Source organism: Neptunomonas japonica DSM 18939 (genome assembly GCF_000422765.1).
In the GTDB taxonomy this organism is placed as follows: Bacteria; Pseudomonadota; Gammaproteobacteria; order Pseudomonadales; family Balneatricaceae; genus Neptunomonas; species Neptunomonas japonica.
Window position 1 is genome coordinate 363196 of the sequence record NZ_AUGR01000001.1, and the last position, 16157, is coordinate 379352.

The 16157-nt window shown below is 43.4% G+C and carries 16 protein-coding genes; 11 read left to right on the forward strand and 5 right to left on the reverse strand.

Annotated elements, in window-relative coordinates; genetic code table 11:
* Window positions 1-184 precede the first annotated feature (184 nt).
* Window positions 185-841, forward strand: coding sequence for a YiaD family glycine zipper/OmpA-like lipoprotein (locus G511_RS0101780; RefSeq protein ID WP_028468089.1), 657 nt, complete (start codon window positions 185-187; stop codon window positions 839-841).
* A 26-nt stretch (window positions 842-867) separates the two neighbouring features.
* Here G511_RS0101780 and zapB read toward each other — a convergent pair whose 3' ends face one another.
* Together zapB and G511_RS0101790 are read right to left on the reverse strand one after the other, a co-directional pair.
* Complete coding sequence (gene zapB, locus G511_RS0101785; protein WP_028468090.1) at window positions 868-1056, reverse strand: cell division protein ZapB; 189 nt, start codon at window positions 1054-1056, stop codon at window positions 868-870.
* 68 nt (window positions 1057-1124) lie between these two features.
* Window positions 1125-2342: a flagellar assembly protein T N-terminal domain-containing protein gene (locus G511_RS0101790; protein WP_051221408.1), complete on the reverse strand. Its 1218-nt coding sequence runs from the start codon at window positions 2340-2342 to the stop codon at window positions 1125-1127.
* Between the two features lie 131 nt (window positions 2343-2473).
* On the opposite strand from G511_RS0101790, the gene G511_RS0101795 reads away from it, so the two are divergent.
* Both G511_RS0101795 and G511_RS0101800 read left to right on the forward strand, forming a co-directional pair.
* Window positions 2474-3166: a FlgO family outer membrane protein gene (locus G511_RS0101795; protein ID WP_028468092.1), complete on the forward strand. Its 693-nt coding sequence runs from the start codon at window positions 2474-2476 to the stop codon at window positions 3164-3166.
* Window positions 3163-3612, forward strand: coding sequence for an LPP20 family lipoprotein (locus tag G511_RS0101800; protein WP_028468093.1), 450 nt, complete (start codon window positions 3163-3165; stop codon window positions 3610-3612). The genes G511_RS0101795 and G511_RS0101800 overlap by 4 nt, the downstream gene beginning before the upstream one ends.
* Window positions 3613-3638: 26 nt before the next feature.
* Here G511_RS0101800 and G511_RS0101805 read toward each other — a convergent pair whose 3' ends face one another.
* From G511_RS0101805 to map, 3 genes are read right to left on the reverse strand one after another with little or no spacing between them, the layout of a single operon-like run.
* Window positions 3639-3935, reverse strand: a complete 297-nt coding sequence (locus G511_RS0101805; RefSeq protein WP_028468094.1) for a DUF1244 domain-containing protein — start codon at window positions 3933-3935, stop codon at window positions 3639-3641.
* Between the two features lie 20 nt (window positions 3936-3955).
* Window positions 3956-6652: a [protein-PII] uridylyltransferase gene (locus G511_RS0101810; RefSeq protein WP_051221409.1), complete on the reverse strand. Its 2697-nt coding sequence runs from the start codon at window positions 6650-6652 to the stop codon at window positions 3956-3958.
* Between the two features lie 18 nt (window positions 6653-6670).
* On the reverse strand, window positions 6671-7441 hold the full coding sequence (gene map, locus G511_RS0101815; protein WP_028468096.1) for a type I methionyl aminopeptidase: 771 nt from the start codon (window positions 7439-7441) through the stop codon (window positions 6671-6673).
* 271 nt (window positions 7442-7712) lie between these two features.
* Here map and rpsB point away from each other — a divergent pair, with 271 nt between their 5' ends.
* From rpsB to bamA, 8 genes are all read left to right on the forward strand, one after another.
* Window positions 7713-8444 (forward strand): 30S ribosomal protein S2, encoded by a 732-nt coding sequence (gene rpsB / locus G511_RS0101820; RefSeq protein WP_028468097.1) that lies wholly within the window; start codon window positions 7713-7715, stop codon window positions 8442-8444.
* Between the two features lie 105 nt (window positions 8445-8549).
* Window positions 8550-9413, forward strand: a complete 864-nt coding sequence (tsf, locus tag G511_RS0101825; RefSeq protein ID WP_028468098.1) for a translation elongation factor Ts — start codon at window positions 8550-8552, stop codon at window positions 9411-9413.
* A 97-nt stretch (window positions 9414-9510) separates the two neighbouring features.
* On the forward strand, window positions 9511-10269 hold the full coding sequence (gene pyrH, locus G511_RS0101830) for a UMP kinase (RefSeq protein WP_028468099.1): 759 nt from the start codon (window positions 9511-9513) through the stop codon (window positions 10267-10269).
* Complete coding sequence (gene frr / locus G511_RS0101835; RefSeq protein WP_028468100.1) at window positions 10259-10816, forward strand: ribosome recycling factor; 558 nt, start codon at window positions 10259-10261, stop codon at window positions 10814-10816. Before pyrH ends, frr begins: the two co-directional genes overlap by 11 nt.
* 45 nt (window positions 10817-10861) lie before the next feature.
* Window positions 10862-11626 (forward strand): polyprenyl diphosphate synthase, encoded by a 765-nt coding sequence (gene uppS, locus G511_RS0101840; protein ID WP_051221411.1) that lies wholly within the window; start codon window positions 10862-10864, stop codon window positions 11624-11626.
* Entirely contained in the window at window positions 11619-12431 is an 813-nt protein-coding gene (locus tag G511_RS0101845) for a phosphatidate cytidylyltransferase (protein ID WP_028468102.1), read from the forward strand. The genes uppS and G511_RS0101845 overlap by 8 nt, the downstream gene beginning before the upstream one ends.
* A 6-nt stretch (window positions 12432-12437) precedes the next feature.
* Window positions 12438-13793: an RIP metalloprotease RseP gene (gene rseP / locus G511_RS0101850; protein WP_028468103.1), complete on the forward strand. Its 1356-nt coding sequence runs from the start codon at window positions 12438-12440 to the stop codon at window positions 13791-13793.
* A 31-nt stretch (window positions 13794-13824) separates the two neighbouring features.
* On the forward strand, window positions 13825-16149 hold the full coding sequence (gene bamA, locus G511_RS0101855) for an outer membrane protein assembly factor BamA (RefSeq protein ID WP_051221413.1): 2325 nt from the start codon (window positions 13825-13827) through the stop codon (window positions 16147-16149).
* The last annotated feature ends 8 nt before the right edge of the window (window positions 16150-16157 follow it).

Here is a 16157-nt window from a genome sequence, read left to right on the forward strand (position 1 = left end):
ATGGCTGTTAATACAGCTGTCGATGCGATGAGCAGAGTAATGTTAGCTTAGATTAGGTAGCCTTATATTATATGGATCTTATGATGAACATTTACATAGGTGCCTGCATGTATTAGCTATTTAGTCGTCGCGCAGCTAAATTGAACTAATTATTAAAATTTGTATGACACGCAGAGGGAAGTTTATGAAAAAGTTAGTGATAGCATTATTGGCAACCAGTGTGCTGGCTGGTTGTACAACTATCGATCCTTACACCCGGGAGCAAAAAACGGGAAATGCGGCTAAAGGCGCCGGTATTGGTGTGCTTGCTGGAGCGTTACTTGGCTCTGCTGTGTCAGGTAAAGGTGATCGAACTCAAGGCGCAGTTATTGGTGCGTTGGTAGGTGGTGCAGCAGGCGGAGGGATCGGCTACTACATGGATCAGCAAGAAGCTCTGTTACGTCAGCAATTAGAAGGTACAGGTGTGAGTGTTGAGCGTGTCGGTGACGAGATTCGTTTGATTATGCCGGGGAATGTCACTTTCCAGACTAATTCGTACCAAATAGCGAGCAACTTTTATCCCGTTTTGGATTCTGTTGTAACGGTTCTCACTAAGTTTGATAAAACGGCGTTGAGCGTGAATGGGTTTACCGACAGCACTGGATCATTTGAGTACAACCAGCAGCTATCTGAACAGCGTGCGGCCAGTGTTGCTAATCAGCTATCTAGTAATGGCATCAATGGGTTGCGTATTAGTACACAAGGGTACGGTGAGCGTTATCCAGTAGCTGATAATGGTAATGCTTCTGGGCGTGCATTGAACCGCCGTGTAGAAATTAATATTCGAGGGACTCAGAAATAATAGGCTGAGTCCCCTTCTTGATCACACTATTCTGCGGCGTCTACTGAATCAAACTTATTCAGGAGTTGCTGCAGGTTTTCCTGCCAGACTTGTTGTCCGTCTTCCAGTTTTTGTTTTGCTTCACGTAGTTCGCTTATTTCCATTCTTAGTAACTCGACTTCGTCGATCATGCTTTCAATTTTAGTTTCTAACTGGTTGAACAGCTCGGTTTGCATTGGAGACCCTTTATCATAAAACTATTTAAAGATGCCGATTATAGAGTGGGTGCGTGCGAAGTAAACCATTACCAGAACATCACGATATCATCAGGCTGAATATTGTGTTGTGTGGTAAGGCTGTCGATGTGTCCTTTTACGACTGTTGGCTGTATCTCATCGACTATCATTGTTAAGCGAGTGTTGATTAATTCTGTAGTTGGTTGGCTGCTTTGATTGTAAAACATGGTCTTACGATAAACGCTAAGTTTGTCTCCTCTTGATAGCCCACTGTCCTTGCCTGCATTTATCCAAAGCTTGTTTTCTTCTGTGCGGGTTATTCTTGCTGAGTAAGGTAAGCAGCGAAGAGATTGGGACAGATCCGTGCTGATATTATCAAGTAGTGTTTTGACATTTTTCCCATAATCTCCGTTAAAAAAGGTGGGAGTGGCAAAGCCTATTCTGTCAGTTTCTGAATGATTCCAGCGTCCTTGGGTGGAGTAGCTTTTCTGTTCTAATAAAGTGCCACTGAAAGCGTCGTGAATAAAGAGGTCTAGGCTAAAGTTTCGTAAATGTTTTTTACTTTTATAATCAAGCTTATTGTAGGTGTCTATTAGCCAATTCTGTTCGTTTGCGGTGCTAGGGTTCATCATCGATAAGTCTCGGATAACTCCAGAGATAATAAACTGGCTATCTAGTTGTTGAGTGTAAGGTAGCATAGTGGTGAGTGCCCCGTTATCTAGCTGGCGGGAAGTCGCGGTACCTAATTGTTTATGTAGCAGCAAGTTCCCTGCATTAAGTGCTGAAATGCCTTCGGTTGTATTTAAACGAGACGCAAGTTGCGAAGCGAGATTGGATTCAACGCTTCTCAGGTTGCCTAGGCTTGCTTGTAAGGGGTGTTCGAGAGGGAATGCAGTAATGGCGACGGTTTTGCGAAAGCTGTTGCCTGTATTCCCATTTTCACAGGTGGTTTTTGTATCAATATCAGCGCTAATGCGCACATGAAGCTTCTTGCCGAAAAGCTTTTCGTCAATAATTTTAATGTTCGATAATTGGCTCATAGTGGAGATACGCATGTTGTCAATTTCAAGAATGCCATCTTCTACTTGTTGGGTGCTGCTAATGTAGGCGGCTGCCTGTAAAGACGCTTGCTGTTTGGCATCAGCAATGGCTTGTTCTCGGGCTTGGCTTATATTGTTGTTATGAATTAATGCTTGGCCTGTTGCTTCTACGGTAGTAGCTGAAGCGTAAGTGCTGCACAGTAAAATAATGATAGAGAAGAAATAATCTTGAAAATGTCTCAACATGAGAGCAACCTGACCGATATATGATTAATAGAAGAAAAGGTATGCAATTTGCGCTCTACATGCAAATCATGTGTATTTTAATTCAAAAAAATTATCAGCATTATGTAGCGAATGGATATATACAGGCAGTTATGATCAGAAATATCGGTTCAATTTTGTTGTTTAGCTTATTCTGTGGCGGGTGCTCATATCAGCAGCCAGTGCCTGTCACTATTGAGAAACTGAGCCCGCAAGCGAGTCAGGCATTAGTTAGCTCCGCGCGTAACACTGTGATTTCTCAGCCTGCGGCTACGGCTGCGGTATCTAGTGGTAATTTAGAGGTTGACCCGATTAGCGAGGCTGTCGAGCAGATGGCAGATCAGTTGGTGAATGGGCTGAGCCAGAATAGAGTGAAGCGTTTTCCTATTGCTGTTTTGCCGTTTGCCTCATTGCGTCATAGTGTGCCTGATTCATTGTTTGGAGATCGGTTGTCAGAAAGCTTTATCTTCCCCTTGCAGCAGCGTGGTTACAATTTGGTAGATTATCGTGCAGTAAGCTTAGCAACTACAGTCAAGTCTCCCGTATCAAGGCAGAGTATTTCTGCACTTCGCCAGCGTTATAAAATTTATTTTGTACTGACTGGAACATATGCGCATCACCCTGACGGTATTGTGATTAACGCTAGAGTGCTAGATACGACGACTCGGCAAGTGTTGGCTGCCGCTCAAACTCATATACCTAATAAGCGGCTCGAAGGGGCGCTTCCCGGCTTTGATCCTGTTAAGGCGCTAAATAATGGTTATATTATCGAAAATGGTGCGAGTTCTGTGAGGGGAGTGAAATGAGGTTATTGTTCGTTGTTATAGTTGCTGCTCTGTTAAGTGGTTGTGAAACCGCTTGGATTACAGCTAACGAGGTTGTAGATAAACTTCCTGCGCCTACTATAGAGAACGATACTTCTAAAAGTGGTGCTGCAGACTGGGTGCAAGCAACAGGGTATGCCCCCATTAGTTTGCAGCCAGGAGCTACTCGTCAACAAAAAGTCGTGATGGCTATGCGAGCTTCGAAACTTAGGGCTTATCAAGAGTTGGTTGGGGTTGTGCATGGACAGTATATATTCGGTACTACAACAGTTCAGGATATGGTGATGCAGCGTGATTCTTTTAAAGCAGCTGTCGCAGGCTTTGTTCGCGGGGCTAGAGTGGTAAAAACCTACCCTATACAAGATGATACTTACGCAACTATTCTTGAGGTGGATATGAGCCAGCTTCAGCGTGCTTGGATTAATTAGCTTCTGAAGCTGGTAGTGCTCTAGTGCTACTTACTGGCTTCGGAGTTAGCAAACGCAGCTAGTTGCTCTGCTGTTGCTTCTTTTTGGTGCTTTGTTTTCCAGTCAGAATAAGGCTCGCCATAGATTATTTCTCTGGCTTGTTCGTAGTCGATCTCTTCTCCGCGTTCTTCGGCTGCAGCTTTATACCACTTTGATAAGCAGTTACGGCAAAATCCTGCTAGATTCATAAGATCAATATTTTGCGCGTCTTTGCGCTTGTCTAAATGTGCAACCAGTTGGCGAAACGCTGCTGCTTCAATTTCAGTTCTCGTTTGTTGATCCATTATTCTTCTCTGTCAGTTATTTATTCATCACGAATATGTTCATCTAGTTCTCTGCAGACACGTGTCTGCAGTTCTTGGCAGAGTACGGGGTCGCTGATAGGCAAGCCATCGTTATCTGTTAGGAAAAAGAAATCTTCTACGCGTTCACCAACACTCGCTATTTTTGCTTTACGCACAGAAATATCAAGTTCTGAGAAAATTTGACCGATACGCGCTAGAAGGCCAGGGCGGTCGGGGCTTCTTACTTCCATTACCGTTAGTTGTAAGTTTGGGTCGTTACTCAGGCTGACCGTGGTTGGCATGGCAAAGAGTTTCATTTGCCTAGGGACGCGTCTATGAATGATATCTGGGTAATCGTCTGGATCGTCTAGTTCTTCGATTAGGCGTTCCTGAATGCTGCTCAAATAGCTCGGATTCTCTGAGAGTGCTTCATCATCGTCGGTTAACACCGTGTAAGTGTTTAACGTTCTTCCATCGTCAGTCAAAATGACGCGTGCATCTTGAATGTTTAAATGCAGTTGATCCAAAGTGGCGACCGTTGCAGAGAAGAGGTTTGGAATATCTTCACTATAAATAAAAATTTCAGTCGCCCCCTCAAAAACGCGATAAGAGGTTTGCTGAATCAAAATCAAGGGAAGTTCATTTGAGCCGTGTTCAAGAATGGACTGCGTGTGCCATGCGATATTTCTGGCTTCTTCTCGTAAGAAGTAGTCCTCGCCTAACATGCTCCAAAACTCTTTTATTTCTTCTTCCGGTTGTCCTGAGTGAGCCAAAATGAGCATGGCATCGTGTTGAACTTGATCAATTCGATCCTCTTTATTGATAGGGTTTTCCAGTCCGCGCCTTAATGCTCGTTTGGTCTCCATATATAGCTGTCTGAGCAACGTGGCTCGCCAGTTATTCCATAGGGTGTGGTTGGTGGCGTTGATGTCGGCAACTGTCAGCACGTAGAGGTAATCTAGGTGAACCGTGTCGCGTACATGCATAGCAAAGTTATGGATAACATCTGGGTCGGTGATGTCTTTGCGCTGTGCTGTCATTGACATCAATAAGTGGCTGCGTACTAGCCAAGCCGTTAAATGACTGTCCCATTTTCCTAAATGGTGGCGCTCGCAAAACTCCATAACATCCACAGAACCTAATTCTGAGTGATCTCCGCCGCGCCCTTTAGCAATATCGTGGTAAAGGCCCGCTATGTATAGGAGTTCGATTTTAGGAAGGTTATTGACGACCCTGTGCGCGATGGGGAACTGTTCGCGGTGGTCGGTATGACGAAATTGGCGCATTTTCTGAATGACTTTCATGGTATGCGCGTCGACCGTATAAATATGGAAAAGGTCGTGCTGCATTTGGCCTACAATTTTTCCAAATTCTGGCAGGTAGCGGCCAAGAATGTCATAACGGTTCATGCGTTTGAGTTCGGTGGATACGCCATTTGGTGAGCGTAGTAGTTCCATGAATAAACTGGTGTTACGTAGATCGCTACGAAAATCATCGTCTATCAGGTGGCGATGATCCCGAATTAGTCTGATTGTTGATGCTCTTACGCCCAGTATTTCATCATTTTGTGCCAGTAGTACAAAAGCCTCTAGCAGAGCGAAGGGGTGGTATTCAAAAACTTTATCGTAGGTGACTTCTAAATAGTCATTATGAATTTGGAAGCGCTTGTTGATGGAGGTAATTGTTTGCTTGTCATCAATTTTGAGAATAGCTTCGCTAAAATATTGCAAAAGCATGTCATTAAATTCACCCATAGCCATAGCAACACGATAATATTTGCTCATAAATTGTTCAACAGCAAGGGCGCCATGTTGGTCTTTGTAACCGAAGAAGTCAGCCAATGTGCGCTGATGATCAAACAGTAATCGATCTTCACGGCGCCTGCAGTGCATGTGCAAGGCGTAGCGAACCGTCCAGAGGTAGAGTTCACCCCGATTAAGTGTTTCAAGCTCAGACTCTGTAACAAAGCCGTGATCAACTAAGTCACGAATATAGGTTGTACCAAAGTGACGTTTAGCAACCCAGCCGATCGTTTGTAGGTCGCGAAGGCCGCCGGGTGATGTTTTTAAGTTAGGCTCAAGATTGTATTCGGTGTTGTTGGTTTTTTCGTGCCGTGCTTTTTGTTCTTTTAGCTTGGCAATGAAGAACTCTTTGTCAGTCCAAGCGCCTTCTGATGTCACGCGGTCATACATGCGCTGATGCAGTTGAGGGTCGCCCGTTAATGGGCGAGACTCAATGAGATTAGTGGCGATAGTAATGTCATCACGTGATTTGTCATAGCAGTCTTCTATGCTGCGCACGCTGGAACCGATTTCTAAGGCGATATCCCATAACAGCGTGAGGAATTGACTGATGCTTTCTTCATAGGTTGCGGGGTCGATGGCATCAACAAGGATCATAAGATCGACATCAGAATGAGGGTGTAATTCGCCTCGCCCATACCCCCCAACAGCAATTAAAGATATCTGTTTATCATCTGGCCACGTAAATAAATCCCAAGCAGAGGTGAGTATGGTATCGATAACCCCTGCACGACCATAGATTAACTTGCGGATATCTTCGCCAGACTTGAAACGGGCGTCCATCTCAGCCTGGGCCTTATTGATTGTGCTTTTGAACACCTTGATGGGTGGTTCACCGCTGGCTAAGCGTGCTTCAAAAGCGTGAATGTCAATAAAAGCGTCAGTCTCTGCAAGTTGCTGCAAGGTCGTGTTCATTATTTAATCTCAATATGATTAAAAGGTTTCTTCAGATCGTCGGGTTAATACTTCAAATCCTGTTTCTGTGACTAGGATTGTGTGTTCCCATTGTGCTGATAAACGACGATCTTTTGTTTCCACTGTCCAGCCATCTTTTTTGGAAAGTTTAACGTCACGTTTTCCTGCATTAATCATAGGCTCTATAGTGAAAATCATACCTTCTTCAAGTTTAATGCCAGTGCCTGAGCGGCCATAGTGCAAAACTTGCGGATCTTCGTGAAATTCTATGCCAATACCGTGTCCGCAATATTCACGAACTACAGTGTAATGGTTGGACTCGGCATGCTTTTGGATGACGTGACCAATGTCACCTAAAAAGGCACCCGGCTTTACTAGCTCAATGCCTTGGTAAAGACACTCTAAGGTGACTTCTGCGAGGCGTTTAGCATGAGGGATCTCTTTACCAACAAAAAACATCTTACTGGTGTCGCCGTGGTAGCCATCTTTAATGACGGTGATGTCTACGTTGATCATGTCACCATCTTTTAACGGTTTATCGTTGGGGATTCCGTGACAAACTACTTGATTGACTGAGGTGCAAATGGACTTAGGGAAGCCGTGGTAATTCAGTGGTGCAGGAATAGCTTGCTGTTCATTAGTAATGTAATCGTGACAAATTTTATCTAGCTGGTTTGTCGTCACCCCTACGGCAATATGAGGTCCGATCATTTCGAGAACCTCGGCAGCTAGCCGCCCAGCAATACGCATTTTTTCGATTTCTTCTTGGGTCTTAATAATAACGGACATAATTTTCCTTGAAATAGTGAATGTCAGACTTTAAATGAGGGTAAGTCTGAGTATTAAGCATAGATTAAACCGATTGTACCGAATTATCCCTCCTGAGCGAAGTCGACCTTCAAATTGATCGCATCTTGTGGTATAAAACGCGCTCCCGAAATGCAGACTGCATTGCGAGGAATATCTCACACACATATCGTCACAGTTTCCGGGTGCCGTTTACGGTTGGATGCTGGGATATGTGGAGGTTGAACCCAATTTAAAACAGGAAATGCTAAACATGGCACAAGTTACTATGCGTGAGCTGCTTAAAGCAGGCGTTCACTTTGGTCACCAGACTCGTTACTGGAACCCAAAAATGTCTCAATACATTTTTGGTGCTCGTAACAAAATTCATATCATCAACCTAGAGCACACTCTACCTGCACTAAACGGTGCATTAGATGTTGTTCAGGGCTTAGCTCAGAACAAAAACAAAGTTTTGTTCGTGGGTACTAAGCGTGCTGCAAGCAAAATCATTAAAGAAGAAGCGCTACGTGTAGGTATGCCGTTTGTTAATCACCGTTGGTTAGGTGGTATGTTGACAAACTACAAAACTATTCGTCAGTCGATTCGTCGTTTGCGTGAGCTTGAAAGTGCTTCAAGCGATGGAACTTTCTCTCAGCTAACAAAAAAAGAAGCGTTGATGCGTCAACGTGAAATGGAAAAGCTGGATCGTTCTATTGGTGGTATCAAGGATATGGGTGGTCTTCCTGATGCTCTATTTGTAGTAGATGTTGATCACGAGCGCATCGCTGTAAATGAAGCAAACAAGCTAGGTATCCCAGTTATCGGTATCGTTGATACTAATAGCAACCCAGATGGCATTGATTATGTTATCCCGGGTAATGATGATGCTCTTCGTGCAATTCAGATCTACGTTAAGTCTGTAGCTGATGCATGTGGCGAAGGCGTTGAAGTTGCTGGTGGCGACAAAAGCGAATTTGTTGAAGTAGAAGCTGCTGCAGAATAAGTTCTGCAGCTGCGAAGTCTATCTTCAGCAGCGTTGAGTACCAGGGGGGAGCTTTGCTCCCCTTTTTTAGATTTTGATTGAATGCGTAATCAAGGGGTAATTGGAATGGCAAGTGTATCTGCTAAGTTAGTTAAAGAACTGCGCGATCGTACAGGCTTGGGCATGATGGAGTGCAAAAAAGCACTCGTAGAAGCTGACGGTAATGTTGAAGCTGCAATTGATGAAATGCGTAAGTCATCAGGCATGAAAGCTGCTAAGAAAGCTGGTCGTACGGCTGCTGACGGTGTAGTTGCTGTCCGTGTTGCTGATGATAATTCTTACGGTATCATCGTTGAAGTTAACTCTGAAACTGATTTTGCTGCACGTGATGAAGGTTTTCTTGGTTTTGTTGGAAAGGTTGCTGATGCAGCTTTTGCAGCCAAGTCTGATGATGTAGCTGCTTTGATGGCAGGTGAGTTGGAATCAGCGCGTGAAGCATTGGTTCAGAAAATCGGTGAAAACATCGGTCTTCGTCGTATCTCCATCGTAGAAGGCGATTTGGTTGGTGCTTATGTTCACAGCAATAGCCGTATCGCTACATTAGTGTCTTTGAAAGGTGCTAGTGTTGACGTTGCTAAAGATGTTGCGATGCATGTAGCTGCAGTAAACCCACAAGTGGTTTCTCAGAGCGATATGCCTGAATCTGTAATCGCTAAAGAAAAAGAAATCATCTTGGCTCAGCCTGATATGGCTAGTAAGCCACCTGCAATTGCAGAGAAGATGGTTGTTGGTCGTATTAATAAATTCCTTGCTGAAAACAGTCTTGTTGAGCAAGCATTTGTTAAAAACCCAGAGCTGACTGTTGGTGCAATGGTTAAAGCAGCTGGCGGTGAAGTTGCCTCTTTCTCTCGTTTAGAAGTTGGTGATGGTATCGAAGTTGAGCAGTTGGATTTTGCAGCTGAAGTAGCGGCACAGTTAAATAATAAATAACTCTGCGCGCTAGAAAGGTGTGTGTGCTGTGTTACAGTACGCACACTGTTTTTTATAAGTCTATATCCTTCTAACTTCGTTCTGCGGAGATCCTGTAATGCCTGCCGTAAATTCTAAACATGCCAAATATAAACGTATTCTTCTAAAGTTAAGCGGTGAAGCTTTAATGGGAGAAGAAAATTTTGGTATCGACCCTAAAGTTCTTAACCGTATGGCGCTAGAGATAGGCCAGTTGGTTGGTATTGGTGTACAGGTCGGTATTGTCATTGGTGGCGGTAATTTGTTTCGCGGTGCGACCTTAAGCGCTGCTGGTTTAGACCGAGTAACGGGCGACCATATGGGTATGCTGGCTACTGTAATGAATTCACTTGCGCTACGGGATGCGCTAGAGCGCTCGAATATTGCAACACGCGTGATGTCTGCTATTCCTATGAGTGGTGTTGTAGATCATTATGACCGACGTAATGCCATGCGTTATTTAAGCCAAGGCGATGTTGTTATTTTCTCAGCAGGTACAGGGAATCCTTTCTTTACAACGGATTCTGCGGCTTGTTTGAGAGGTATTGAAATAGATGCAGATGTCGTTTTAAAAGCGACAAAAGTTGATGGGGTGTACACTGCAGACCCAATGAAGGACCCGGCTGCTAAGCGCTACTTGCACTTATCTTATGATGAAGTATTGGAAAAGCAGCTGGCAGTGATGGATTTGACGGCGATTTGTCTAACCCGTGACCATGATATGCCTATCCGGGTGTTTAATATGAATCGCCCTGGTGCGCTTGTTAATCTGCTGGGAGGCGGAGATGAGGGTACTTTGATAGGTGGTGAAGTAACTGGAGATCAATATGCTGAATGAGATAGCTAGCGATGCTGATACGCGGATGAAAAAAAGCGTTGAATCAGTTGTAGAGCAATTTAAAAAGATTAGAACAGGACGTGCTCACCCAAGTATTTTAGACTCCGTTCAGGTTTTGTATTATGGAGCGCCGGTACCGCTTCAACAGGTTGCCAACATCACTGTTGAGGACGCTAGAACGCTGATGATTTCTCCATGGGAGGCGCAGACTGTTCCCGATATTGAAAAAGCCATATATAAATCTGATTTAGGTTTAAACCCTTCGTCAAATGGTGGTGTTATTCGTGTTCCTATGCCTGCATTGACAGAAGAAACGCGTAAAGTTTATATCCGACAAGCGCGCAGTGAGGCTGAGTCAGCGAGGGTGTCGGTTCGGAATATTCGTCGTGATGCTAATAGCGACCTTAAAGAACTACTAAAAGAAAAAGATATTTCGGAAGATGAAGAGCGTCGTGGTCAGGATGGTATTCAAAAACTGACTGACAAATACGTCGCAGAAATTGATGGTTTGCTTGAGAAGAAAGAAGCAGACTTGATGGAAATCTAAAATCAGAAGGAGGGCTGGTGAGAACTGGCCTATCTGACCCTCTATATGTCAGTACATTCAAAATTAAATATCCCAACTGATAAAGCATTGCCTAAACACATTGCGATTATTATGGATGGTAATAACCGTTGGGCAAAAGCAAATCGCTTACCGAGTCTTGCAGGTCATAAGGCTGGTGTCGATAGTGTACGCAGTGTCATTGAAGGCTGTGTAGAGTATGGTGTCGAGTCATTAACGTTATTTGCGTTTAGTAGTGAGAACTGGAAAAGACCTGAGCTTGAAGTAAAAGGGCTGATGGAGTTGTTTTTCTTGGCTCTTAACAGAGAAGCCAAAAAATTAAATAAAAACAACATTCGCCTTAATGTTATCGGTGATAAATCTCGTTTTAGCGAAGCTTTGCAGAGTAAAATCGCTAAGGTCGAAGAGCTAACTGCTGACAATACTTTGTTGACCTTGAATGTAGCTGCAAATTACGGTGGGCATTGGGATATCGTACAGGCAGCTAAGCGTTTAGCAAAAGAGTGCGCAGAGGGTGTTATCTCTGCGGATGATATTAACGAAGCTGTGTTTGATGAATATGTGATGTTGCATGATCAGCCTAAGCCTGATCTTTGTATAAGAACTGGCGGAGAAAGTAGAATTAGTAACTTTCTCGTTTGGCAAATGGCATATACCGAATATTACTTTGTAGATGACTTTTGGCCTGATTTTGATAAAAAATCTTTAGGTTTGGCTATTCGTGATTTTTGTACACGTGAACGGCGTTTTGGTAAAACCAGTGAGCAGTTAGAGGTTAAGACGAGTGCTTAGACAAAGAATTATAACGGCATCGATATTGGCCCCTCTTGTGTTGTGTGGTGTCTTTCTATTACCTGTTAAAGGGTTTGCTGTTTTCTTTGCTGTCGTCACATTGATTGGAGCTTGGGAATGGGCTTTGCTTTCTGGCATTAAAGTAACAATTAAGCGCATAGGTTTTTCTGTCGTCGTGCTGATGTCTATTCTTTTGGGATGGTGGTTGCATTTAGAAGAGGCGCAAGATTTTGTGCTACTTCCTGTTATTGCCCTTTGGTGTTTAGCATTTATATGGACTATTCGTTACCCGTCTGAAGGCTCGTGGAAGCACTCTTTGGTTAGAGCCTTGTGTGGTGTTTTGATGTTGGCGGCAGCTTGGTTAAGTATGCTTGAGTTAAAGTCTTTGGAGTCAGGGAATGCTTGGCTGCTATTGATTTTACTCATTGTATGGGCTGCCGATATTGGTGCTTATTTTTCAGGTAAGCGCTGGGGTAAAGCTAAACTAGCTCCTCAAGTTAGCCCTGGAAAAACCCGAGAAGGTATGTACGGTGGGCTATTGGCTGTTGCGTTAACGACGTTAGTGTTTGCTTGGTGGAACGGTTTAGGTGTTGCTTCGAGTGCTTTCTTATTGGCGTTGGGGCTGATTGTCGGTTTGGTTTCAGTGATGGGTGATCTCTTTGAAAGTTTGCTTAAACGACATTCTCAAGTTAAAGATAGTGGGTCGATTCTGCCAGGTCATGGTGGTGTTCTTGATCGTATCGATAGTGTGCTTGCTGCCGCGCCTTTTTATTTTCTGGGCTTAACTTTTCTGCCTATCTTGTGAGTGCTGATGGAAATTATTCAAACGCTTTTAGCGACGATTGTCACGCTCGGTATTCTGGTTACCATTCATGAATGGGGCCATTACTGGGTCGCTCGTCGTTGCGGAGTAAAGGTACTCAAGTTTTCTGTTGGTTTTGGTAAGTCTCTGTGGTCGCGTACAGGTAAAGATGGCACTGAATACTCAGTGTCAGCTATACCTCTTGGTGGCTATGTCAAGATGCTCGATGAACGTGAAGGTAATGTTCCTGAACACTTGAGCTCTCAAGCGTTTAATAATAAGCCTGTGTTACAACGAATAGCGATTGTAGCAGCAGGTCCTCTCGTTAATTTAATCTTTGCAGTATTTGCTTACTGGCTTATGTTCGTTGTGGGCGTTAGTGCTGTGGTTCCTATTGTTGGTTCTGTGGCGCAGGGCTCTGTTATGGAGCAAGCGGGTGTGCCTGCGGGTGTAGAAATTGTGCAGGTTGATGGTTATCCAGTGCGTTCTTGGGATGAAGTAAATTTGCGCTTTGCATCCAGAATTGGTGAGTCAGGCTTATTGTCGATTGCTGTGCTCAGCTCTGCCTCTGCTGCGCCTAAAGTTTATAATGTTGCATTAAAAAATTGGAATGTTGATATTGAAAATGAATCGCCCTTGTCAGCTATGGGTATTCAGCCGTATCGACCTGAGATTGAACCAATTCTAGGTCATATTGTACCCGGTGGTGCCGCCGAGTTTTCAGGGTTGCAGGCGGGTGATATCGTTGTAGATGTTGATGGTGTTTCTATTGTTAACTGGATGGCTTTGGTTGAAACCATTCAATCATCTGCGGGTCAAACATTGGCGTTTTCAGTTCGGCGGGCAGGTGAGCTACGCGTGTTGCAAGTGACGCCTAAGAATCGAGTTTTAAAAAATGGTGATGTGCAGGGAGTCATAGGTGCTGGTGTTAAACCTCCAGTATGGCCTGAAGGGATGTTGCGCACGATTCAATATGGACCTATTGATGCGATTGGTGTTGCGTATAATAAAGCACTCCATATGGTAGGTTTAACGCTAGATTCTATTTGGAAAATGATAGAAGGGGCCATCTCTGTAAAAAACTTGAGTGGCCCGATAACCATTGCTAAAGTGGCGGGTGCTTCGGCTGCTTCAGGTTTTGAGCCTTTTATTAGTTTTCTTGCTTACCTGAGCATTAGCTTGGGGGTGTTAAATTTGCTACCAATTCCCGTTCTTGATGGTGGGCACTTGCTTTACTATGGTATCGAACTAATAACGGGCAAGCCGGTAAGCGAAAAGATACAAGAAATTGGATTTAAGTTGGGTATGGCTTTGCTTTTGTCGCTTATGACACTGGCCATCGTTAATGATGTTATGCGCCTTTAAAAAGCAGTAGCTTATACTAGGAAGAGGTTTCATGAAGAATAAATTTGGTCTGGTACTTGGTTTGGTTTTGTGGGCAGGTAATGTGCATGCTGCCTTTGCACCTTTTCAGGTCCATGACATCCGGTTAGAAGGTATGCAGCGAGTTGAGCCGGGTGTTGTATTTAGGAATTTTCCTATTGCGTCTGGAGATACCGTCAGTGAAGCAAGCTTAATAGAGGCTACTAAGCAGCTTTTTAAGTCGGGATACTTTGAAGATATTGATATCGCGAAAGATGAAAATTATCTGATTCTTACTGTTAAAGAAAGACCATCGGTGAGCCTGATTAGACTTGATGGTAATAAAGTTATTAAAGATGAAGATCTGCTTAAAGGACTTAAACAATCAGGGTTGAGTGAAGGTGATGTATTTAAGCGTTCTGCACTCGATCAGATCCGATTAGATTTATTACGCCTCTATGTTGGTCAGGGTCGCTATGGTGCCGCAATTGATACCGAAGTTGAGCCGTTATCAGGCAATCGAGTGGCACTTAATATCGATATAAAAGAAGGCAGTGTTGCATCTATTCAGCACATCAATATTATTGGTAATAGCGTTTTTTCAGATGATGAGTTGAAAAAGTTATTTGCGCTTAAGTTACCCAGTTTTTGGTCGTTCTATACTAAGGATGATCGTTATGCTCGAGAGAAGCTTTCTGGTGATTTGGAGAGGCTACGTTCGCATTATATGGATCGCGGTTATGTGAATTTCACCATAGATTCAACTCAGGTATCTATAACTCCTGACAAGAAAAACGTCTTCATTACAGTGAATATCCATGAAGGTGAGCAATACACAATACGTGATGTAGATGTCTCAGGAAATCTTGTGGTTTCTGAAGAGGAGCTTAAGGCGAAGATAGCACTTGAACAAGGGCAAATATTTTCACGTAAAGCGATGACCAATGCGCAAGAGTCTATGACAAGGCTGTTGGGTGATAACGGCTATATGTTTGCAAATATTAGCCCAGTACCTAGTGTTCATGAAGAAGATAAATCTGTCTCATTAAAGTTCTTTATAGATCCAGGCAAGCAGACTTATGTAAGGCGTATCAATATCCGTGGTAACAGCCGTACCGCTGATGATGTAGTTCGCCGCGAAGTTCAGCAAATGGAAGCTGCTATTGTTTCAACCGAAAGTATTCAGAGAACAAAAGCTAAATTAGAGCGTACTGGGTATTTCAAGTCGATAAACCTTGAGACAGTACCTGTTGCTGGTACAAATGACCAAGTGGATTTGAACTATACGGTTGAGGAGCAGCAGTCTGGACAGTTTACGGCGAGCGTCGGTTTTTCGCAAAGCGATGGTCTAATTTTAGACTTAGGAGTTCAGCAGGACAACTTCTTTGGCTCTGGGAAAAAAGTTGGTTTTAATATTGCTAATAGCTCAACACGAAAAGAGGCAAGCTTTAACTACCTCGATCCTTTCTATACGGTTGATGGTGTTAGTCGTGGTTTTGATATTTTCTATCGTGAAAGCGACTTTGAAGAAGATGATGTTAGTAGCTATTCATTGAATGAGTATGGCGGCGGTGTGACTTTTGGTTACCCTATTGATGATTATCAACGACTCAGCTTTTCTTTGGGTATCGAGAATATTGAAGTAAATGCAAACCAATTTAAGCCGGTTGATGAAATTCAGTCATTTATCGATGATGAAGGTGGTGAGTATCTAAATATCAAAACTACTTTTGCTTGGAGTAATAATCATCTAAATCGCTCTATTTTTCCTACGAGTGGTTATTCTCACCGTGCTAGTTTAGAAATTTCAGTCCCTGGCAGTGATTTAAGTTATTACAAGGCGTTATATCGAACTAAGTGGTACCGCCCATTATCTGATAATTCAGGATGGATATTGGGTCTTAAGGGACGTTTAGGCTATGCTCAAAGCTATGGCGATAATACTTACCCGTTCTTTAAACACTTCTTTGCAGGTGGGCTTAAAACAGTTAGAGGGTATAAAAACAACTCTCTAGGCCCAAGGGATTCAAATGATGATCCATTTGGTGGCAATGTGATGGCTGTCGGTGGAGCAGAATTGATTTTCCCATTCCCGTTCATTGAAGATAAGAGTAGTTGGCGTTCATTATTTTTCCTTGATGGCGGTAATGTGTTCACTACGAAATGTTTAGCCTCAACATCCGCTTCATCTAGCTGTGAAGAGGGTGTTTTATTTGATGAGATAAGGTATTCGGCAGGTATAGGGCTTAGCTGGTTGTCTCCATTGGGACCTCTGTCCTTTTCGGTAGGTAAGGCTCTGAATGAAAAATCTAGTGATGATGCTGAAATATTTCAGTTCTCATTAGGTCAAAGTTTTTAAATTTACGA

Coding starts and splice junctions, on each gene's coding strand:
- pyrH (WP_028468099.1), top strand. CDS start 9,511: ATGCCTGCCGTAAATTCTAAACATGCCAAATATAAACGTATTCTTCTA.
- uppS (WP_051221411.1), top strand. CDS start 10,862: ATGTCAGTACATTCAAAATTAAATATCCCAACTGATAAAGCATTGCCT.
- zapB (WP_028468090.1), bottom strand. CDS start 1,056: ATGCAAACCGAGCTGTTCAACCAGTTAGAAACTAAAATTGAAAGCATG.
- G511_RS0101805 (WP_028468094.1), bottom strand. CDS start 3,935: ATGGATCAACAAACGAGAACTGAAATTGAAGCAGCAGCGTTTCGCCAA.
- G511_RS0101810 (WP_051221409.1), bottom strand. CDS start 6,652: ATGAACACGACCTTGCAGCAACTTGCAGAGACTGACGCTTTTATTGAC.
- bamA (WP_051221413.1), top strand. CDS start 13,825: ATGAAGAATAAATTTGGTCTGGTACTTGGTTTGGTTTTGTGGGCAGGT.
- G511_RS0101795 (WP_028468092.1), top strand. CDS start 2,474: ATGATCAGAAATATCGGTTCAATTTTGTTGTTTAGCTTATTCTGTGGC.
- G511_RS0101800 (WP_028468093.1), top strand. CDS start 3,163: ATGAGGTTATTGTTCGTTGTTATAGTTGCTGCTCTGTTAAGTGGTTGT.
- map (WP_028468096.1), bottom strand. CDS start 7,441: ATGTCCGTTATTATTAAGACCCAAGAAGAAATCGAAAAAATGCGTATT.
- frr (WP_028468100.1), top strand. CDS start 10,259: ATGCTGAATGAGATAGCTAGCGATGCTGATACGCGGATGAAAAAAAGC.
- tsf (WP_028468098.1), top strand. CDS start 8,550: ATGGCAAGTGTATCTGCTAAGTTAGTTAAAGAACTGCGCGATCGTACA.
- G511_RS0101790 (WP_051221408.1), bottom strand. CDS start 2,342: ATGTTGAGACATTTTCAAGATTATTTCTTCTCTATCATTATTTTACTG.
- rseP (WP_028468103.1), top strand. CDS start 12,438: ATGGAAATTATTCAAACGCTTTTAGCGACGATTGTCACGCTCGGTATT.
- rpsB (WP_028468097.1), top strand. CDS start 7,713: ATGGCACAAGTTACTATGCGTGAGCTGCTTAAAGCAGGCGTTCACTTT.
- G511_RS0101780 (WP_028468089.1), top strand. CDS start 185: ATGAAAAAGTTAGTGATAGCATTATTGGCAACCAGTGTGCTGGCTGGT.